The 17,259-nt window shown below is 60.6% G+C and carries 25 protein-coding genes and 1 pseudogene; 19 read left to right on the forward strand and 7 right to left on the reverse strand.

Going from position 1 to position 17,259, the window contains the following annotated elements; all coding sequences use genetic code 11:
* The 13 genes from R6254_RS21655 to R6254_RS21715 all read left to right on the forward strand — a co-directional run.
* Positions 1 to 123 (forward strand): EF-Tu C-terminal domain-related protein (locus tag R6254_RS21655; RefSeq protein ID WP_477694796.1); only part of this gene is annotated, 123 nt, incomplete at its 5' end.
* Between the two features lie 25 nt (positions 124 to 148).
* Complete coding sequence (gene rpsJ / locus R6254_RS21660) at positions 149 to 463, forward strand: 30S ribosomal protein S10 (protein ID WP_007838118.1); 315 nt, start codon at positions 149 to 151, stop codon at positions 461 to 463.
* Between the two features lie 202 nt (positions 464 to 665).
* Positions 666 to 1,346 carry a 50S ribosomal protein L3 gene (gene rplC, locus R6254_RS21665; protein ID WP_318409764.1) on the forward strand — a complete coding sequence of 227 codons (681 nt, stop codon included), beginning with the start codon at positions 666 to 668 and terminating at the stop codon, positions 1,344 to 1,346.
* Positions 1,346 to 1,966 (forward strand): 50S ribosomal protein L4, encoded by a 621-nt coding sequence (gene rplD / locus R6254_RS21670; RefSeq protein ID WP_318409765.1) that lies wholly within the window; start codon positions 1,346 to 1,348, stop codon positions 1,964 to 1,966. The genes rplC and rplD overlap by 1 nt, the downstream gene beginning before the upstream one ends.
* Entirely contained in the window at positions 1,963 to 2,289 is a 327-nt protein-coding gene (gene rplW / locus R6254_RS21675) for a 50S ribosomal protein L23 (RefSeq protein ID WP_318409766.1), read from the forward strand. Before rplD ends, rplW begins: the two co-directional genes overlap by 4 nt.
* Positions 2,290 to 2,291: 2 nt before the next feature.
* Positions 2,292 to 3,116 (forward strand): 50S ribosomal protein L2, encoded by an 825-nt coding sequence (gene rplB, locus R6254_RS21680; protein WP_318409767.1) that lies wholly within the window; start codon positions 2,292 to 2,294, stop codon positions 3,114 to 3,116.
* A gap of 9 nt (positions 3,117 to 3,125) precedes the next feature.
* Complete coding sequence (gene rpsS / locus R6254_RS21685; RefSeq protein ID WP_007866503.1) at positions 3,126 to 3,404, forward strand: 30S ribosomal protein S19; 279 nt, start codon at positions 3,126 to 3,128, stop codon at positions 3,402 to 3,404.
* A 9-nt stretch (positions 3,405 to 3,413) separates the two neighbouring features.
* Positions 3,414 to 3,743 (forward strand): 50S ribosomal protein L22, encoded by a 330-nt coding sequence (gene rplV / locus R6254_RS21690; RefSeq protein ID WP_077593714.1) that lies wholly within the window; start codon positions 3,414 to 3,416, stop codon positions 3,741 to 3,743.
* 15 nt (positions 3,744 to 3,758) lie between these two features.
* Entirely contained in the window at positions 3,759 to 4,685 is a 927-nt protein-coding gene (gene rpsC / locus R6254_RS21695) for a 30S ribosomal protein S3 (protein ID WP_318409768.1), read from the forward strand.
* A 24-nt stretch (positions 4,686 to 4,709) separates the two neighbouring features.
* Positions 4,710 to 5,126, forward strand: coding sequence for a 50S ribosomal protein L16 (rplP, locus tag R6254_RS21700; protein ID WP_077593716.1), 417 nt, complete (start codon positions 4,710 to 4,712; stop codon positions 5,124 to 5,126).
* 12 nt (positions 5,127 to 5,138) lie between these two features.
* Complete coding sequence (gene rpmC / locus R6254_RS21705; RefSeq protein ID WP_096671169.1) at positions 5,139 to 5,345, forward strand: 50S ribosomal protein L29; 207 nt, start codon at positions 5,139 to 5,141, stop codon at positions 5,343 to 5,345.
* Positions 5,345 to 5,614, forward strand: coding sequence for a 30S ribosomal protein S17 (gene rpsQ, locus R6254_RS21710; RefSeq protein WP_077593718.1), 270 nt, complete (start codon positions 5,345 to 5,347; stop codon positions 5,612 to 5,614). The genes rpmC and rpsQ overlap by 1 nt, the downstream gene beginning before the upstream one ends.
* 154 nt (positions 5,615 to 5,768) lie before the next feature.
* A complete protein-coding gene (locus R6254_RS21715) occupies positions 5,769 to 6,275 on the forward strand; it encodes a peroxiredoxin (RefSeq protein ID WP_318409769.1) in 507 nt (168 codons plus the stop codon).
* A 153-nt stretch (positions 6,276 to 6,428) separates the two neighbouring features.
* Here R6254_RS21715 and R6254_RS21720 read toward each other — a convergent pair whose 3' ends face one another.
* Both R6254_RS21720 and R6254_RS21725 read right to left on the reverse strand, forming a co-directional pair.
* Positions 6,429 to 6,929 (reverse strand): GNAT family N-acetyltransferase, encoded by a 501-nt coding sequence (locus tag R6254_RS21720; protein WP_318409770.1) that lies wholly within the window; start codon positions 6,927 to 6,929, stop codon positions 6,429 to 6,431.
* A 68-nt stretch (positions 6,930 to 6,997) separates the two neighbouring features.
* Entirely contained in the window at positions 6,998 to 7,687 is a 690-nt protein-coding gene (locus R6254_RS21725) for a cytochrome b/b6 domain-containing protein (protein WP_318409771.1), read from the reverse strand.
* Between the two features lie 195 nt (positions 7,688 to 7,882).
* On the opposite strand from R6254_RS21725, the gene R6254_RS21730 reads away from it, so the two are divergent.
* Positions 7,883 to 8,335 carry a c-type cytochrome gene (locus tag R6254_RS21730; RefSeq protein ID WP_318409772.1) on the forward strand — a complete coding sequence of 151 codons (453 nt, stop codon included), beginning with the start codon at positions 7,883 to 7,885 and terminating at the stop codon, positions 8,333 to 8,335.
* A 189-nt stretch (positions 8,336 to 8,524) separates the two neighbouring features.
* Here R6254_RS21730 and R6254_RS21735 read toward each other — a convergent pair whose 3' ends face one another.
* A complete protein-coding gene (locus tag R6254_RS21735) occupies positions 8,525 to 9,040 on the reverse strand; it encodes a TlpA disulfide reductase family protein (RefSeq protein WP_412103209.1) in 516 nt (171 codons plus the stop codon).
* A 16-nt stretch (positions 9,041 to 9,056) separates the two neighbouring features.
* On the opposite strand from R6254_RS21735, the gene R6254_RS21740 reads away from it, so the two are divergent.
* The 4 genes from R6254_RS21740 (at position 9,057) to R6254_RS21755 (ending at position 13,474) form a co-directional block, all read left to right on the forward strand.
* Positions 9,057 to 9,761 carry a DUF4197 domain-containing protein gene (locus R6254_RS21740; RefSeq protein WP_318409773.1) on the forward strand — a complete coding sequence of 235 codons (705 nt, stop codon included), beginning with the start codon at positions 9,057 to 9,059 and terminating at the stop codon, positions 9,759 to 9,761.
* Between the two features lie 154 nt (positions 9,762 to 9,915).
* A complete protein-coding gene (locus R6254_RS21745) occupies positions 9,916 to 11,166 on the forward strand; it encodes a 3-methyl-2-oxobutanoate dehydrogenase (2-methylpropanoyl-transferring) subunit alpha (protein ID WP_318409774.1) in 1,251 nt (416 codons plus the stop codon).
* A complete protein-coding gene (locus R6254_RS21750) occupies positions 11,157 to 12,167 on the forward strand; it encodes an alpha-ketoacid dehydrogenase subunit beta (protein WP_318409775.1) in 1,011 nt (336 codons plus the stop codon). The genes R6254_RS21745 and R6254_RS21750 overlap by 10 nt, the downstream gene beginning before the upstream one ends.
* An 80-nt stretch (positions 12,168 to 12,247) precedes the next feature.
* Complete coding sequence (locus R6254_RS21755) at positions 12,248 to 13,474, forward strand: dihydrolipoamide acetyltransferase family protein (RefSeq protein WP_318409776.1); 1,227 nt, start codon at positions 12,248 to 12,250, stop codon at positions 13,472 to 13,474.
* Between the two features lie 88 nt (positions 13,475 to 13,562).
* Here the strand turns inward: R6254_RS21755 and R6254_RS21760 are convergent, their stop codons facing one another.
* From R6254_RS21760 to R6254_RS21775, 4 genes and pseudogenes are all read right to left on the reverse strand, one after another.
* Positions 13,563 to 14,714: a hypothetical protein gene (locus tag R6254_RS21760; protein ID WP_318409777.1), complete on the reverse strand. Its 1,152-nt coding sequence runs from the start codon at positions 14,712 to 14,714 to the stop codon at positions 13,563 to 13,565.
* Positions 14,715 to 14,989: 275 nt separating this feature from the next.
* The gene (locus R6254_RS21765; protein ID WP_318409778.1) at positions 14,990 to 15,493 is read right to left on the reverse strand and encodes a thioredoxin fold domain-containing protein; all 504 of its coding nucleotides are present in this window, start codon (positions 15,491 to 15,493) and stop codon (positions 14,990 to 14,992) included.
* Complete coding sequence (locus R6254_RS21770; protein WP_318409779.1) at positions 15,490 to 16,227, reverse strand: alpha/beta hydrolase; 738 nt, start codon at positions 16,225 to 16,227, stop codon at positions 15,490 to 15,492. The genes R6254_RS21765 and R6254_RS21770 overlap by 4 nt, the downstream gene beginning before the upstream one ends.
* Positions 16,228 to 16,418: 191 nt before the next feature.
* Positions 16,419 to 16,505, reverse strand: a pseudogene (locus R6254_RS21775) (CoA transferase); the annotation flags it as partial.
* A 59-nt stretch (positions 16,506 to 16,564) separates the two neighbouring features.
* On the opposite strand from R6254_RS21775, the gene R6254_RS21780 reads away from it, so the two are divergent.
* A complete protein-coding gene (locus R6254_RS21780; RefSeq protein ID WP_318409780.1) occupies positions 16,565 to 17,077 on the forward strand; it encodes a hypothetical protein in 513 nt (170 codons plus the stop codon).
* Positions 17,078 to 17,259 lie beyond the last annotated feature (182 nt).

The raw sequence follows: 17,259 nt of genomic DNA on the forward strand, positions 1-17,259 counted from the left end.
GATAACGTGTCGATCACCGTCAAGCTGATCAACCCGATCGCCATGGAAGAAGGTCTGCGTTTCGCCATCCGTGAAGGCGGCAAGACCGTCGGCGCTGGTGTCGTTGCCAAGATCATTGCGTAATTCCGCAGTCAACTAAGGAATTACCATGGCCACCAAGCAAAAAATCCGTATCCGCCTGAAAGCCTTCGACTACAAGTTGATCGATCAGTCGGCCGCCGAAATCGTCGATACCGCTAAGCGCACCGGCGCGATTGTCAAGGGCCCTGTGCCCCTGCCAACCCGCATGAAGCGTTTTGACATCCTGCGTTCGCCCCACGTCAACAAGACGAGCCGCGACCAGCTGGAAATCCGCACGCACCAGCGTCTGATGGACATCGTTGACCCTACGGATAAAACCGTGGACGCGTTGATGAAGCTCGATCTGCCCGCCGGCGTCGACGTGGAAATTAAGCTGCAGTAAGCAAAACCGGGGTTTTGGCGTGAGCTGAAACCCTTTAAAACATGGGTGACGGCGCAGGTTTGCCATTTTTGGCAGCCTGCGCTATACTCTTGGGCTGTCCTGATCGTGCTACGCATGGCTGGGGCGGTTTTATTAACAGTCTTCCACATCAAAACGTCTGCGGCCAATTGAAGTCGTAGCGGTGGGAGTTACGGAGAAAACTATGAGTCTAAGCAACTCCCTCGGGTTGCTGGGTCGCAAGGTGGGCATGATGCGTCTGTTCACTGATGATGGGGACACAGTTCCTGTCACAGTGGTCGATGTGTCTAACAACCGCGTCACCCAGGTGAAAACCCAAGCAAACGACGGCTACGATGCCCTGCAAGTGGCATTTGGTGCGCGCAAAGCGTCGCGTATCACCAAGCCGGCGGCTGGCCACCTTGCGAAAGCAGGCGTTGAAGCTGGCGAAATCCTGAAAGAATTCCGCGTGACGGCAGACGTCGCAGGCCAATACGCTGCGGGCACTGTTGTGCCTGCCGCTGCTGTGTTTGCGGTTGGCCAAAAGGTGGACGTGCAGGGTACTTCCATCGGTAAAGGCTTCGCCGGTACCATCAAGCGTCACAAGATGAGCTCGCAGCGCGCGTCGCACGGTAACAGCCGTTCGCACAACGTTCCTGGCTCCATCGGTATGGCGCAGGATCCCGGTCGTGTGTTTCCTGGTAAACGCATGACGGGCCACCTCGGTGACGTCACCAAGACCACGCAAAACCTCGACATCGTTCGCATTGACGAAGCCCGTCAACTGCTGATGATCCGTGGCGCTGTGCCTGGTTCCAAAGGTGGTTTTGTGACGGTTCGCGCCGCCATCAAGGCCAAACCCATCGCCGAAAAAGGAGCGAACTGATGCAGGTCGAACTCCTGAATGACCAAGGCCTGGCTTTGTCCAAAGTGGACGTGCCGGATACCGTGTTTGGTCGTGAATACAACGAGAGCCTGATTCATCAGGTGGTCGTGGCCTTCCAGGCCAACGCCCGTCAAGGCACGCGTGCCCAGAAAGACCGTGAGCAGGTCAATCACTCGACGAAAAAGCCGTTCAAGCAAAAAGGCACTGGCCGCGCTCGTGCCGGTATGACATCTTCCCCGCTGTGGCGTGGCGGCGGTCGTATTTTCCCGAACATGCCTGACGAGAACTTCACGCAGAAAATCAACAAGAAGATGTATCGCGCCGGTATGGCTTCGATCTTCTCCCAGTTGGCCCGTGAAGGCCGCCTGGCTGTGGTTGATTCGCTGACCGTGGACTCGCCCAAGACGAAAGTCCTGGCCGACAAGTTCAAGGCCATGAACCTCAAATCGGTGCTGGTGATCGCTGACGAAGTCGACGAAAACCTGTACCTGGCTTCCCGCAACCTGATCAACATTCTGGTGGTTGAGCCCCGTTACGCCGATCCGGTGTCACTGGTTCACTACAAGAAGGTTCTGGTCACCAAGGCTGCCATGGACAAACTCAAGGAGATGTTCGCATGAGCGCCGTGAACACCAAACCCAAATTTGACGAAGGCCGCCTGATGCAGGTGCTGGTCGCTCCCATCGTGTCTGAAAAGGCAACGATGGTTGCTGAAAAGACCAACACCGTGCTGTTCAAGGTGTTGCAGGACGCGACCAAGCCTGAAATCAAGGCCGCAGTGGAATTGATGTTCAAGGTGGACGTCAAGGCTGTTGCTGTACTCAATCAAAAAGGCAAAACCAAGCGTTTTGGCAAATCCACTGGCCGTCGGGACAACATCCGTAAAGCCTATGTGACGCTGAAGCCTGGTCAAGAGTTGAACATCGGTGGGGAGGCTGCGTAATCATGGCTGTCATTAAAATGAAACCCACATCACCCGGCATGCGCGGGATGGTGAAGATTTCGCGTGACCACCTGCACAAGGGTGAGCCTTACGCGCCGCTGCTGGAGCCACAATTCCAGAAATCCGGCCGTAACAACAACGGTCACATCACGGTTCGCCACAAGGGCGGTGGTCACAAGCACCACTACCGCGTGGTTGACTTCAAGCGCAACAAGGACGCCATTCCGGCCAAAGTCGAAACTATCGAGTACGACCCCAACCGCACGGCCCACATTGCGCTGATCTGCTACGCCGACGGCGAGCGCGCTTACATCATCGCCCCGCGTGGCCTTGAAGTGGGCGCCACGCTGGTCAGCGGTGCTGAAGCCCCGATCCGTGTTGGTAACACCCTGCCTATCCGCAACATCCCTGTGGGTTCCACGATTCACTGCATCGAGATGCAAATCGGCAAGGGCGCGCAAATTGCACGTTCGGCTGGTACCTCTGCGACGCTGCTGGCTCGTGAAGGCATCTACGCCCAGGTGCGTATGCGCTCCGGTGAGGTTCGCAAGATCCACATCGAATGCCGCGCCACCATTGGTGAAGTGGCCAACGAAGAACACAGCCTGCGCCGTCTCGGCAAGGCCGGTGTGAAGCGCTGGATGGGTATTCGTCCAACCGTTCGCGGTGTGGTCATGAACCCGGTCGATCACCCACACGGTGGCGGCGAAGGCAAGACCGGCGAAGGTCGCCATCCTGTCGATCCATGGGGTAACCTGACCAAAGGCTACCGCACCCGCAACAACAAGCGCACGCAAGTGATGATTGTTTCGCGTCGCAAGAAGTAAGGCCAGGAAATGACACGTTCACTCAAAAAAGGTCCCTTTGTCGACCACCACCTGGTAGCCAAGGCTGATAAAGCTGTTACCAACAAAGACAAAAAGCCGATCAAAACCTGGTCGCGTCGCTCCATGATCCTGCCCGAGTTCATCGGCTTGACCATCGCCGTGCATAACGGCAAGCAGCACGTGCCGGTCTACATCACCGATCAAATGGTTGGCCACAAGTTGGGCGAGTTCGCACTCACCCGGACTTTCAAAGGTCACCCGGCTGACAAAAAAGTTGTGAGAAAGTAAGGAAAGACCATGGAAACACGTGCAACCCTCCGGGGCGTTCGTCTGTCGGTCGACAAAGGCCGTCTGGTCGCTGACCTGATCCGCGGTAAAAAAGTGGATCAAGCGCTCAACATCCTGAATTTCACGCAGAAAAAAGCTGCTGGAATCATCAAGAAGGTGGTTGAGTCCGCTATCGCCAACGCTGAACACAACGATGGTGCCGATATCGACGAGTTGAAGGTGAAAACCATTTACGTCGAGCAAGGTACAACGCTCAAGCGTTTCTCCGCGCGCGCCAAAGGCCGCGGCAACCGTATCAGCAAGCCCACGTGCCATGTGTACGTTGTGGTCGGCAATTAATAAGGCAGACAGGATATGGGACAAAAAATCAACCCAACCGGGTTCCGCCTTTCCGTTAGCCGCAACTGGGCGAGCCGCTGGTACGCAAGCAACCGTGATTTCGCCGGCATGTTGGCCGAAGACATCAAGGTTCGCGAGTACCTGAAGGCCAAGCTGAAGAACGCCGCGGTTTCGCGCGTTCTGATCGAGCGTCCTGCCAAGAATGCCCGCATCACGATTTTCTCGGCACGTCCGGGTGTTGTGATCGGCAAAAAAGGCGAAGACATCGAAGCGCTGAAAAAAGAACTGAGCCGCCAATTGGGCGTGCCGGTCGCCGTGAACATCGAAGAAGTTCGCAAGCCTGAAATTGATGCCAAGCTGATCGCAGACAGCATCACCCAACAGCTTGAAAAACGAATCATGTTCCGCCGTGCAATGAAGCGCGCCATGCAAAACGCCATGCGTCTGGGTGCCCTGGGCATCAAGATCATGTCGTCCGGCCGTCTCAATGGCATTGAAATCGCTCGTTGCGAGTGGTACCGCGAAGGTCGCGTGCCCCTCCACACCCTGCGCGCCGACATCGACTACGGTACCTCTGAAGCCAAGACCACCTATGGTGTGATCGGCGTCAAGGTCTGGGTCTACAAAGGCGACAACCTGGGTCGTGGCGACTCTCCTGGCGCACGCCTGGATGCCGCTCCGTCCGACGAAGAGCGCAAGCCACGTGGCCCACGCCGCGATGTCCGCCCTGGTGACCGCACGGACCGTCCTTCCGCCCCTCGCGGTGCTGCTCGCCCTGCGCGCGGCCCGGTCGGTGGTGTGAATACTGCCCCTGCCGATGGCAGCGACAAACCTGCAGAAGCAACGGGTGCTGCACCCGCTGGTGACGCACCGAAAACCACCGTTAAGCGCGTCCGCAAAGCCGCGCCAGCTGCAGCAGCTGACGGTGCCAAGACCGAGTAATCGGTCTAATAACGGAGAATACAAATGCTGCAACCCGCTCGCAGAAAATATCGCAAAGAGCAAAAAGGCCGTAACACCGGTATCGCCACACGGGGTAACTCCGTGGCGTTCGGTGACTTCGGTCTCAAATGCACTGATCGTGGCCGTCTGACGGCTCGTCAAATTGAAGCCGCACGTCGTGCGATTTCCCGTCACGTCAAACGTGGCGGCCGTATCTGGATCCGTGTCTTCCCGGACAAGCCAATTTCCCAAAAGCCTGCTGAAGTGCGTATGGGTAACGGTAAAGGTAATCCAGAGTACTACGTGGCTGAAATCCAGCCCGGCAAAATCGTCTTTGAAATCGTCGGTGTGCCTGAAGAGTTGGCCCGCGAAGCGTTCCGCCTGGCATCTGCCAAGCTGCCGCTGCGCACCACCTTCGTCAGCCGCATGATCGGCCAGTAAGGGGAAATGACCATGACCAAATCTACTGAACTGCGCAAAAAAGACGTTGCCGGCCTGCAAACCGAAGTCAAAGAGCTGCAAAAAGCCCACTTTGGCCTGCGTATGCAAAAAGCCACGCAACAACTCACCAACACCGCCACGCTGCGTTCTGCGCGCCGTGACATCGCTCGTGCCAAAACCATTTTGGCCGAGACCATCGTCAAGCAAGGAGCGAAATAATGACGGAAGCTAAAAAATCCCTCAAGCGCACTTTGGTTGGCCGTGTGGTCAGCGACAAACGCGCCAAAACGGTGACGGTGCTGGTTGAGCGTCGTGTGAAACACGAGCTGTACGGCAAAATCGTGTCCTTGTCGAGCAAGTACCACGCCCATGACGAAAAGGGCGAGTACAAGACCGGCGATCTGATCGAGATCACCGAGAGCCGCCCGATTTCCAAGACCAAGAACTGGGTCGTGACCAAGTTGCTGGAAAAGGCTGCCATCGTTTAAGTCTTCCCAGACTTTGACGACAGTCATCAAAAACGGCCCACTGTGTGGGCCGTTTTTGTTTTTGCCCCGGGTTTTTGAAGGGCTGGGCCGAATCGTTGAAAATGGCGGGCGGACCCCGTGTCACATTCCCGTTTTATATTCTTAAGGAGCACCCATGATCAAAGTAGGCGATACCCTTCCCGCAACCACGCTGATGGAATTTTCGGAAGTGGAAGGCAATGGCTGCAGCATCGGCCCCAACCCGGTCGATGTGGCCAAGGCCACGGCCGGTAAAACCATTGCGCTGTTTGCGCTGCCAGGCGCATTCACGCCGACCTGCTCGGCCAAACATGTGCCCGGTTATGTCGAGAAAGCCGCTGAGCTCAAAGCTGCCGGTGTGGATGAAATCTGGTGCGTGAGTGTCAATGACGCGTTTGTCATGGGCGCCTGGGCGCGTGACCAAAAGACCGACGGCAAAGTGCGTATGCTGGCCGACGGCAGCGCCGACTTCGCCAAGGCCACCGGCCTGACCTTGGACCTGACCGCACGCGGCATGGGTCTGCGCAGCAACCGTTATTCGATGCTGATCAAGGATGGCAAAGTGGCCGCCCTGAACATCGAAGGCCCGGGCAAATTTGAAGTCAGCGACGCCGCCACCTTGCTGGCCCAGGCCAAGGCCTGAGTGCCGGCCCGCTGAGCGGGCTGCCCATCAAAAAAGCCGCTGTTCGCAAGAGCAGCGGCTTTTTTATGGCCTCGGTGAGGAGCGGCTTGACGCAGCAGTTGCTATGAATAGTATAGCTGTCTACGCCCGTTGTATAAAGGCTAGAGCCGATTTTTAATCCAAATCCACCTTCAGGTAGTGAGCGCCCGCTATCGGGTTATGGTAGTAGGGCGGGATGTCCTTGAAGCCCAGGTCCACGTAGAGCGCCCGCGCGGCTTCCATGTCGTTGAGGGTGTCCAGCAACACGCTGTGGTAACCGGCGACTCGCGCGGCATCCAGCACGGCTTCGGCCAGTTGCCGTCCCAGGCCGGAGCGGCGAAAGTCCTGGCGCACATACAGGCGTTTCATTTCGCAGGCGTTCGGGTAGTCCACGGTGGCCAGCGGCCGCATCGCGCAGCAGCCGGCGATCTTGCCGTCCACCATGGCCAGCAGCAGGCAGCCCTGGGGCGCGTCGTAGACACCGGGCAGGCCGGCCAGCTCCGCGTCGAAGTTCTGGAAGTTCAGATCGAAGCCCAACTGCCCGGCGTATTCCTGGAAGATCAGGCGCGTCGCGGCCAGCTGCTCCGGCGTGGCGGGCGTGATGAACTGGGGCGTGGGGGAGGAAGGGTCTGGCATGGGGCGGTGAAGTCGAATCAAGTGTATCGACTTTTAGGCCGCCCTGGCCGGGGCGTGGTGGGTACGCTTTAGAAGGCCGGTGCTGCCAGGCTGCTGACCCAGTACGTTGCGGCGGCGCACAAGCCGAAGACCCCCAGCGCTGCCAGGCGCGAGGCGGTGTCGTCGCGCGAAGCCGGCACGGCGGTCACCAGTTCCTTGTCGCCGTGCAACATGGCGTGAACCAGCTTGTGTTTGCGCCAGAGGTAAAAAACAATGGCCGTCAGGTGCAGCAGCACCAGGGCCAGCAGCAGCCACTTGCCGATGTTCTTGTGGTAATTGGTCGCCACGCTGACCGCGTTGTTGGAGACAAAACTGGTGAGCGGGCCGGCAAACGCGATCTCGTCGTCGCTGAGCAAACCGGTGCCGACCTGGGCCAGCAGAATCCCCAGCATCGCAAACACCGAACCCGCGCCAATCGGGCTGTGGCCCGCCGAGTGTTCCGCCTGGCCGCGGCCCTTCAGGTAATTGAGCACGCTGCGCGGTGAATAGATAAAGGCCGTGAAGCGGGACCAGCGCCCACCCACCACGCCCCAGACGAGGCGAAACAACAACAAGGCCAGCACCGAATAACCAAAACGAAAATGCCAGACCATGGCGCTGCCGCCCACGGTGCCGCTGATGGTCAGGCCAATCACGGCGGCGACCAGCGCCCAGTGAAAAATCCGCGTGGGCAGGTCCCAGACCCGGACCTTGTTCAGGCTTTGATTGTTATTTTGCATGCGCGCTTCCTCATTGATGATGGTGTGTTTTATAGCAGGGCGGCCCGTATCGCTGGCGCTGCCGTGGCCTCTTGGTGCTTTCCCGTAGCGCATAAGTTCCGGCGGAACTTCTGGCCCTTGGCTAAACTCCAGCTGTGTGGCATCGGCCTGCCGCGTTGCCTTGCACCATAACTCAATAAACCACGAGGAAATTACATGAAAGCTTTTGCCTGTATCGCTGCGGCAGCCACCCTGGTCGTCTTTGCCGCCCCGGCGTCCGCCCAATTTGCCAAGGCCGAGGATGCCGTCAAATACCGCCAGAGCGCGCTGTTTGTCATGGGCCAGCATTTTGGCCGCCTGGGCGCCATGGCCAACGGCCGCATTCCTTTTGACGCCAAGATGGCGGCTGAGAATGCCGAAGTGGTGGCCGACATGGCCAAACTGCCATGGGTAGGTTTTGGCGCCGGCACCGACAAGGGCACGACCAAGGCCAAGCCTGAAATCTGGACCGAACAGGCCAAGTTCAAGGAAGGCCACGAGAAGCTGGCTGCCGAAGCCACCAAGCTGGCCACCGCCAGCAAAACCGGCAACCTGGACGCCCTGAAGACCGCGTTTGCCGCCACCGCCGATACCTGCAAGTCTTGCCACGACGCGTTCCGGGCTAAATAAAGCCCCCACGGTCGTTCGCTTCGCGTAACTCCCTGCCCCCCGAGGGGGCCGCTGCGCCTGCGGCCCGGCTAAGCCGGTTCCGCGGCCCATGCTGGTCAAGAGTGATTTGCGGAGCGTCCAGAGCACTACGAAAAAGGCCGGCCCCCTTGCGGGAGTCGGCCTTTTTTTTGCGTCTTTGGTGGTGAGCGGTCAGCTCTCGGCTAGCAGCTTTTCTATCAACTGGTGCAGGGCTGCAAAATCCGGCTCGCCCACATAACGTTTGACGATCTCGCCGCGTTTGTTGACCAGGTAGGTTGTGGGTGTCAGTTGCACATCGCCCCAGGCCTTGGCCACGGCGCCGGTGTTGTCGATCGCCACCTTGAAGGGCAGCTTGCGCGTCTCGGCGTAATTGACGACATAACTGGGCGGGTCGTAACTCATGGCCACGGCCAGGGTGTCGTAACCGCGTTCCTTGTATTTGTCGTAGGTGGAGATGATTTTGGGCATTTCGGCCACGCAGGTGACGCAACTGGTGGCCCAGAAGTTGACCAGCGTGACTTTGCCTTTCATGTCGGCGGTGCTTTGTTTGCTGCCGTTGAGCAGCACAAAGGTCGACTCGGGCGCCGCCTGGCTGTCACTGCAGCCGGACAGGCTCAGCAACCCCGCCACGACCATGGCACCGGCCAGTGCCATGCGGCATACTGACCAGGCAGAAATTGGTTTCATCAGAAAGGACCTCATCATGCAACGTCGAAATTTTAACCAAGCCGGTCTCAGCGCGTTGGGTGCCCTGGTATTGGCCACTTACCAGCAGGCCTATGCCCTGTCGCTGGGCGACCTGAGCAATGCCGATGCCAGCAAGGGCCTGAAAACCGCCCTCGAAAAAGGCGCTTTGGCGGCCGTGGCCTTGCTGGGCAAGACTGATGGATTCCTCGGCAACCCAAAAGTTCGCATTCCTTTGCCCGGTTACCTGGAAGATGCGTCGAAACTGCTGAAAAACTTCGGCCAAGGCAAACGCATTGATGAGCTGGTCACCTCCATCAACCGCGCCGCCGAAGCCGCCGTGCCCATGGGCAAGGACTTGCTGGTCGGTGCCGTGAAGGCCATGAGCGTCACCGACGCTAAAAACATCCTGCAGGGTGGCGAGACTTCGGTCACCAACTTCTTTGCCGAAAAAACCCGCGCCCCATTGGGCGTGAAATTCCTGCCCGTGGTCACCCAGGCCACGGCAAAAGTCGGCCTGGCCAACAAGTACAACGAGTTTGCCGGCAAGGCCGCAGGTTTCGGCTTGGTGAAAAAGGAAGACGCCAACATCCAGCAATATGTCACCGGCAAAACGCTGGACGGCTTGTACCTGATCATTGGCGACGAAGAAAAGAAGATCCGGCAAGACCCGGTGGGCACCGGCAGCGCGATTCTCCAAAAGGTGTTTGGGGCCATGAAATAGCCGGGTTGGGCCGGGATATAGGTCAAATCGGATTTCTGCCCATATGGGGTGGTCGTAGCTAGCTATCAAAAAATGAGCAAGTGACGCGCTGAGGCAGGCGTCCCGGTTTGCGCCCTGCGCAGCACAGGGCTAGGATGTGCTTCAGGTGACGCGGATGAACCAACCAGCAGCACTCCATTTGCATGTGCCCGAGCCCTCGGCCCGGCCCGGCCACGAGACCGACTTTTCCTACCTGCATTTGTCACCGGCCGGCGCGGTGCGGCGTCCGCCGGTGGACGCCTTGCCGGCCGCTACCGCCGACCTGGCCTACAGCCTGGTGCGGGTGCTGGATGACGAGGGCCACGCCGTTGGGCCCTGGGCGCCGCAAGTCGATCCGCAACTGCTGCGGCGCGGCTTGCGCGCCATGATGAAAACGCGGGTCTACGACGCCCGCATGTTGATCGCCCAGCGGCAAAAAAAGATTTCCTTCTACATGCAGTGCCTGGGCGAGGAGGCGATTGCCACGGCGCAGGCGCTGGCCCTGCAGCCCGGCGACATGTGTTTCCCGACCTACCGCCAGCAGGGCCTGCTGCTGGCGCGTGACGACATCGACATGGTGGAGATGATTTGCCAGCTGATGTCCAACGAACGTGATCCCATGAAGGGGCGGCAGTTGCCGGTGATGTATTCGTACAAACGCGCCGGTTTCTTCACGATTTCAGGCAACCTCGCCACGCAGTTCATCCAGGCCGTGGGCTGGGCCATGGCCTCGGCGATCCAGGGCGACTCCAAAATAGCCTCGGCCTGGATCGGTGACGGCGCCACCGCCGAGTCGGACTTTCATACCGCGCTGACCTTTGCCCATGTCTACCGCGCGCCTGTGATCCTCAACGTGGTCAACAACCAGTGGGCGATCTCGACCTTTCAGGCGATTGCCGGCGGCGAGGCCACGACCTTTGCGGCGCGTGGTGTGGGTTGCGGCCTTGCCTCGCTGCGCGTGGATGGCAACGACTTCCTCGCGGTGTATGCCGCCTCCTTGTGGGCCGCAGAACGCGCGCGTTGCAACCTGGGGCCGACCCTGATCGAGTGGGTCACCTACCGCGGCGGCGCGCATTCGACCTCGGACGACCCTTCTCGTTACCGCCCGGCCGACGACTGGGCGCGTTTTCCACTGGGCGACCCGATAGAGCGCCTGAAAACCCATCTGATACGCCTGGGCGCCTGGTCCGAGGACGAGCACCAGGCCACGCAGAAAGAGCTGGAGGCCCAGGTCAGCGCCGCGTTCAAGGAGGCCGAGCGTTACGGCTCGCTGGCCGCCGGTCACATGGCAGGCGCGGCGGCCATGTTCGAGGATGTCTACAAGGACATGCCGGCGCATTTACGCGCTCAGCGTGAGCAATTACTGAAGCTGTCACCATGCAAATGACCATGATCCAGTCGCTGCGTTCGGCCATGGACGTGATGCTGGCGCGCGACGACAAGGTAGTGATCTTCGGCCAGGACGTGGGTTATTTCGGCGGCGTGTTCCGCTGTACCGAGGGCCTGCAGGCGAAGTATGGTTCTTCGCGCGTGTTCGACGCGCCTATCTCCGAAGGCGGCATTGTCGGCGCGGCCATAGGCATGGCGGCCTATGGTTTGCGTCCGGTGGTGGAGGTCCAGTTCGCCGACTATTTCTACCCGGCCTACGACCAGATCGTCTCCGAGGCGGCGCGGCTGCGTTACCGCTCGGCCGGCGACTTCACGGCGCCCATGACCATACGCATGCCCTGCGGCGGCGGCATCTTCGGCGGGCAGACACACAGCCAGAGCCCGGAGGTTTTGTTCACCCATGTCTGCGGGATTCGCACGGTGATGCCGTCCAACCCCTATGACGCCAAGGGCCTGCTGATTACCTGCATAGAAAACGACGATCCGGTGATTTTTCTGGAGCCCAAGCGCCTCTACAACGGCCCGTTCGACGGCCACCACGACAAGCCGGCCGTGCCCTGGACCGGGCATGCGCTGGGCGAGGTGCCCGAGGGCTATTACAGCGTGCCGCTGGAGTCGGCCGCGGTGTTCCGTCCCGGCACCGCGTTGACGGTGCTGACCTACGGCACCATGGTTTTTGTGTCGGAGGCGGCGGCGAACGAGAGCGGCATAGACGCCGAGATCATCGACCTGCGCAGCCTCTGGCCGCTGGACCTGCAGGCCATCGTCGCGTCGGTGAAAAAGACCGGCCGCTGCGTGGTGGTGCACGAGGCCACACGCAGCAGCGGCTTTGGCGCCGAACTGGTGGCACTGGTGCAGGAGCATTGTTTCTACCACCTTGAGGCGCCGATCGAACGTGTGACCGGCTGGGACACGCCTTATCCGCATGCGCAGGAGTGGGCTTATTTCCCGGGACCAGCGCGCGTCGCAGCGGCCTTCAAACGGGCAATGGAGGCTTGAATGAGCCCCCACGCTCACATTCGTTCGCTGCCCCCCGAGGGGGCGCGCCTCCCTTGGGGCGGCCCGGCGGGAGGCATGGCATGAGCATCCACATCATCAAGATGCCCGACCTCGGTGAAGGCATTGCCGAGGTTGAACTGGTGGCCTGGCGGGTGAAGCCCGGCGACCATGTGGCAGAGGATCAGGTGCTGGCCGAGGTGATGACCGACAAGGCCACCGTCGAGCTTCCCTCGCCCGTGGTTGGCAAGGTGCTGGCCTTGGGTGGCGCAGTCGGCGATGTGCTGGCGGTGGGGGCGGAGCTGATTCGCATTGAAGTGGCGGGGGAGGCCGGTGAACTGCCAGCAGCCGTCTCAACAGCGCCTCAGAACCTGACCCCGGCACCGGCACCGGCACCCGTGCCAGCTCCGCTCGCAGTTGCCTCAGTCAAACCATCCGGCGACAAACCCATCGCCTCGCCCGCCTTGCGTCGACGCGCCTGGGAACTGGGTGTCGACTTGCAGCAGGTCGCCGCCAGTGGTGCGGGCGGCCGCATCCTGCAGGCCGATCTTGACGCCCATGTGGCGGCGCATGGATCGGGCGATCCTGTCGCCTCCGGTCTGGCTCAGCGGAACGATGAAGAACGCATTCCGGTGATAGGCCTGCGCCGCCGCATCGCGCAAAAAATGCAGGAATCCAAGCGCCGCATCCCGCATTTCACCTATGTGGAAGAAGTCGATGTCACCGAGCTGGCAGCGTTGCGCGCGCGGCTCAACGCCAAGTGGGGCGCGCAGCGGGGCCACCTGACCCTGCTGCCGTTACTGGTACGCGCCGTGGTGCTGGCCGTGCGCGAGTTTCCGCAGATCAACGCGCGTTTCGACGACGAGGCCGGTGTGGTGACACGCCATGGCGCGGTACATCTGGGCATTGCCACCCAGACCGAAGCCGGCCTGATGGTGCCGGTGTTGCGCCATGCCGAGGCGCACGATTTGTGGTCCAGCGCGGCGGAAGTGGCGCGCCTGGCCCAAGCCGCACGTACCGGCCAGGTCACGCGCGACGAACTCACCGGATCGACGTTGACCCTGAGCAGCCTGGGTGCGCTGGGCGGCATCGTCTCGACGCCGGTGATCAACGCACCCGAAGTGGCCATCGTCGGCATCAACCGCATCGTTGAGCGGCCTGTGCTGCGCAGCGGTGCTGTGGTGGCGCGGCAGATGATGAATTTGTCGTCCTCGTTCGATCACCGCGTGGTCGACGGCATCGATGCCGCCCGCTTCGTGCAGGCGGTACGCGGCTATCTGGAATGCCCGGCCACGCTGTTTGTGGAATAGGCGGGTTGGCCGCCAGTTCTTGCTTGAATTGCCCACCGGCCCAGGTGGATTAAGCGCAAGTAGCTATCGAAAAGAGAGTGAGAAAGCGCTACAGCGCCCGTACCAGCTCCAGCGTCAGCACCGAAGGCAGTTGCGCGCGCAGCCCATCTCGGCTCACGCGGGTCATGTTCTCGCCCATCCAGCTGGAGATCTCGAAGGTGTTGGGGTCGTCCACGATTTCCAGCAAGCCGAGATTCGGCGCAATGTGCTTGATGTCGTCCGCCAACTGGTCAAACTCGCCGTCGTGCAGCCGCTCGTCAATGATGAGCAGGTGCGGCATGTCCAGCTCCATGTAGCGCCGCCCGCGCTCCACGGTCGGCACCGCGTCCACGCTCAGGCCCAGCAGCCGGCAGGCCTGCGACACTTCGGCGCGTGCCAGCGGCTCGTTGCTGATCAGCAAAATGCGCAGGCCGGCCAGCGCCTTGGTGCCGTTGTGAAAAGACGAGTCCCCGCTGGTGTCAATTTCCAGCGCGGTCAGGCCTTCGAGCACACGCACGGTGCGGGCAAACTCCAGCTGCAGCCTGGATTCGCCGTTGGCCGAGACCTCGCGCTCCAGCGTGACGCCCATGGTTTGCGCAAGCTGGCTCAGCAGGTGCCAGTTGAGCGAGTCGGGCTGCGGTGCCTGCCCGCTCGCCGCCGCGTAGGCCTTGATCACCAGCAGGCCGTGCTCAGGCCAGTTCATGATGCTCAAGGAGATCACCAGGCGCTGGCCGTGCGCGCAGCCCCAGCTCAGCGCGGCGTCAATCAGGCTGGAGAGCAGCCCGGGATCGACAATCACCTCTACCGCCTTGAGGCTGTGGCGGCATTCAATGCCCTGCGCCTGCAGCGTCGGCGCGAGTTCAAGCAAGGCCTGCTGCAGCAGCCGGTCGAGCTGGATGCGCTCGTGCGACTGGCGCAGCCGGCCCTCGGCCAGCCGCCCGATTTGTTGACTTTGGCGCGTAATCTGGTTGGCCGATTCGATCGCGGTCGTCAGGCCTTCCAACTGCTGGTGGGAAATGCGGCGGGTCTGGGTGAAGTCCTGCACGATCTCGCGCAGGGCGTAGATGGGGGCGGACAGCTCGGCGCCGATCAGGCCGAGCAGTGCATAGTCGGTCAGGGGCGGCAACTGCTCTGCGGGCTCCAGTGCCAGATCGGGCGTGGCCTGGGCGACTGGCGGCGGCCTGTTACCGGCGGCGCTGACAAAGCGAGGTATGAGCTGCACTTATGTACCTTTAAAGTTTTCACCCTGGGAGGTAATTCCACCATGCACAGTGGTAAATGACAACTTTATTCGTATGTGCTGCGTGCCGGAAACTGTGCACTAATCCCGTTCTGCGGAGATTTGAGCTTCTGGGACTGGTTTTCCGCCCCGCAAGCACAGGGCGGACTTCATTTTTATGGAAATAGTGCCTGTGGGCCGCTTGTTATATGCGTAATTTGCTATCAAAACAGTAGCAATGCAGTCCGCTGCAAACCCCAAGGGAAGCCAGGCCCGGCTTACTTCTGCAGCGCAAGCAGGGCCTGGCGCGCGCCCGCCAGCCGCGCCTCCAGGTAGGCGCCATAAAAGTCGGGCACCGCCACGCCGACCAGGCGCTCGGCCAGCTCCTGCCCCTGCTCGCCCAGAAACAGCACGGTCGGCGTGAAGCCGGCTTTCCAGGCGCTGATCTGGGCGGCGGCGTTGGTGGTTTTGCCGTCGAAACCCAGCAGCGGCGTCGTTCGGTCGGCGATGTTGAGTTGCCAGGCCTGCAGGCCGGTTTGCTGGCGTCCGGGCAGCAGGTAGTTGCGCCTGACCAGTTCGCAATACGGGCAGCCGGGCAGGCTGACCAGCAGCACCATCACTTCGCCCTTGGCCGCGGCGGCCTGCGCGGCCGCGGGCAGCGAGGTCGGCACCGGCAACGCCGTGTCTTTGGCTTGAGCGGTGGCAGGCAAGGTCAGCGCGGGCAGCAGCATGCCGCCGGCGAGGGCGCGGGAAAATTGACGTCGGTTGTGCAGGGGTTTCATGCGTTGGCGCAGTTGAGCAGTATTTGTGTCAGCGCGTGGGCTTCGCTGATCATGGGGTCGTGGCCGGTGGGGAGTTCGACAAAGTTGGACTTCGGCAGCCAGGCGCCGTTCCAGAATTTCGGGTCTTTCACGCGCAGGCGGCTCGGGTCTATGGTGGCCAGGGCCGGCTGTGTGCAACTCACAAAGGTGCGCGGGATGGCCGCGACACGCTGCACATCAAAGTCCAGCGGCGCCTGGTAGGTGTTGCCGGGGTGTGGCGTCTGGCGGCGCTTGACCCAGGCGTGATCCGCCTCATGCAGGCCGAACACCACCGGGTCGGGCGGCGGAAAGCTGAAGCGGGTCGAGGCCTGGGCCGCCGACAGGCGTTGCTGCTGCGTCGCCGCGGACTGGGTGCTGCTCCAGCTTTCGCCGGGTTTGGGCACCACGGCATCGACATACACCAGGTGTTTCAGGTGTTTGCCCAGGCGGTCGGCGACCGCCGTGCCTATCATGCCGGCGTAGGAGTGCACGACCAGAATCACCTCGGTCAACTCTTCCACCTCGATGGTGCTGATCACGTCGTCAATGTGGGTGTCCAACGTGATGGCGGGTGACAGCAGGTGGGCGCGTTCGCCCAGGCCAGTCAGCGTGACCGGAAACACCTTGTGGTGATCAAGCTGCAAGGCCTGCGTCACGCGCCGCCAGCACCAGCCGCCGTGCCAGGCGCCATGCACCAGAACAAAATTGTGTTTCATCAGATCACCTCTTTGTGTTTTAGGTCAGACAGTTGCGTCTCCGAGTAGTTCAACACACTGCGTAAAACCTGGCTAGTGGGTTGGCCGAGCATCGGGTGCTGCCACGGCGTGTCCATGCCGCGCTCAGCTCTATCACCTGCGGGTCGGCAAACACCTCGCCCAGGTAATAAGCGGCTTCGGCCGTGTCGGCGCCCGTGCCCGGCCAGGGTCTGGGTGCACCAAGGACCCGCAAGCACGCGGGAGAGGTCGAGGATGCGGATGCCGTCTAGGGAGTTCATGCCTCCATTTTGCGCTGTCGCCTTGCCGGCCGAGGCAGGTCAACCCCCTGAACGTCACTGTGAAGTGCGGCATCCCGTTGTTCTGGTTTGTGTGGCGGCTTGGTTGCAAGGAGCTTGGGGGCGGGGCTATCGGGTTTGTTGGTTGGTTTTATACCGCTCTAAATGGTATTGTCCGAAAAGCCAATGCTGATAGCGGCTTACGGAGGGAAAATGCCCAACTCAAAGCGAAATGTCATTTTTATACCGTAGGTTTTGCGGCATATATTGCGTTAGGCCTTCAGACACCCACTCGTCAGTCACCTCGCCAGCACAAGGACCCAGTCAGCATGTGGAAGAACAAACTCAAGCTCAGTGAATGCGAAACACTTCGTCTAGACCGCAAGTACGAAAGAGGCAATCTTGGACAAGAAGAAGTTGAACTTTACTCCGTGCTCAATCCAGAAGGTCAAGTCATGGGTTCAGTGCAATACATCGATCACACGTCGATCAAGGCGCCATTTCGTCAGAGCTTTCATCTCGTTCAACGTCACAAGGACGGCATGACACTTGTCGATGGGCGATGGAGCGGATAAGGTCAGAAATCACGACTGCCCAATAAATATCGATTGACGCATACAAGCCGCCTAACCTGTCCTATATGGACTCCCCCCAAACGGCAAGAAACTGACTGATAGTGTGGCTTTTGGGGAAGCGCCTGCAGTCGTATATCCGGCATCTGTTGTGGGATCGTGTGTGTCCCGTGCCGACATGGAAT

This window comes from Polaromonas potterensis (genome assembly GCF_033446725.1).
GTDB lineage: Bacteria > Pseudomonadota > Gammaproteobacteria > Burkholderiales > Burkholderiaceae_C > Polaromonas.

Coding starts and splice junctions, on each gene's coding strand:
- R6254_RS21745 (WP_318409774.1), top strand. CDS start 9,916: ATGAACCAACCAGCAGCACTCCATTTGCATGTGCCCGAGCCCTCGGCC.
- R6254_RS21720 (WP_318409770.1), bottom strand. CDS start 6,929: ATGCCAGACCCTTCCTCCCCCACGCCCCAGTTCATCACGCCCGCCACG.
- rpsQ (WP_077593718.1), top strand. CDS start 5,345: ATGACGGAAGCTAAAAAATCCCTCAAGCGCACTTTGGTTGGCCGTGTG.
- rpsS (WP_007866503.1), top strand. CDS start 3,126: ATGACACGTTCACTCAAAAAAGGTCCCTTTGTCGACCACCACCTGGTA.
- R6254_RS21730 (WP_318409772.1), top strand. CDS start 7,883: ATGAAAGCTTTTGCCTGTATCGCTGCGGCAGCCACCCTGGTCGTCTTT.
- R6254_RS21755 (WP_318409776.1), top strand. CDS start 12,248: ATGAGCATCCACATCATCAAGATGCCCGACCTCGGTGAAGGCATTGCC.
- rplC (WP_318409764.1), top strand. CDS start 666: ATGAGTCTAAGCAACTCCCTCGGGTTGCTGGGTCGCAAGGTGGGCATG.
- R6254_RS21770 (WP_318409779.1), bottom strand. CDS start 16,227: ATGAAACACAATTTTGTTCTGGTGCATGGCGCCTGGCACGGCGGCTGG.
- rplP (WP_077593716.1), top strand. CDS start 4,710: ATGCTGCAACCCGCTCGCAGAAAATATCGCAAAGAGCAAAAAGGCCGT.
- rplW (WP_318409766.1), top strand. CDS start 1,963: ATGAGCGCCGTGAACACCAAACCCAAATTTGACGAAGGCCGCCTGATG.
- rplB (WP_318409767.1), top strand. CDS start 2,292: ATGGCTGTCATTAAAATGAAACCCACATCACCCGGCATGCGCGGGATG.
- rplD (WP_318409765.1), top strand. CDS start 1,346: ATGCAGGTCGAACTCCTGAATGACCAAGGCCTGGCTTTGTCCAAAGTG.
- R6254_RS21715 (WP_318409769.1), top strand. CDS start 5,769: ATGATCAAAGTAGGCGATACCCTTCCCGCAACCACGCTGATGGAATTT.
- R6254_RS21750 (WP_318409775.1), top strand. CDS start 11,157: ATGCAAATGACCATGATCCAGTCGCTGCGTTCGGCCATGGACGTGATG.
- R6254_RS21735 (WP_412103209.1), bottom strand. CDS start 9,040: ATGAAACCAATTTCTGCCTGGTCAGTATGCCGCATGGCACTGGCCGGT.
- R6254_RS21740 (WP_318409773.1), top strand. CDS start 9,057: ATGCAACGTCGAAATTTTAACCAAGCCGGTCTCAGCGCGTTGGGTGCC.
- R6254_RS21765 (WP_318409778.1), bottom strand. CDS start 15,493: ATGAAACCCCTGCACAACCGACGTCAATTTTCCCGCGCCCTCGCCGGC.
- rpsC (WP_318409768.1), top strand. CDS start 3,759: ATGGGACAAAAAATCAACCCAACCGGGTTCCGCCTTTCCGTTAGCCGC.
- rpmC (WP_096671169.1), top strand. CDS start 5,139: ATGACCAAATCTACTGAACTGCGCAAAAAAGACGTTGCCGGCCTGCAA.
- rpsJ (WP_007838118.1), top strand. CDS start 149: ATGGCCACCAAGCAAAAAATCCGTATCCGCCTGAAAGCCTTCGACTAC.
- rplV (WP_077593714.1), top strand. CDS start 3,414: ATGGAAACACGTGCAACCCTCCGGGGCGTTCGTCTGTCGGTCGACAAA.
- R6254_RS21725 (WP_318409771.1), bottom strand. CDS start 7,687: ATGCAAAATAACAATCAAAGCCTGAACAAGGTCCGGGTCTGGGACCTG.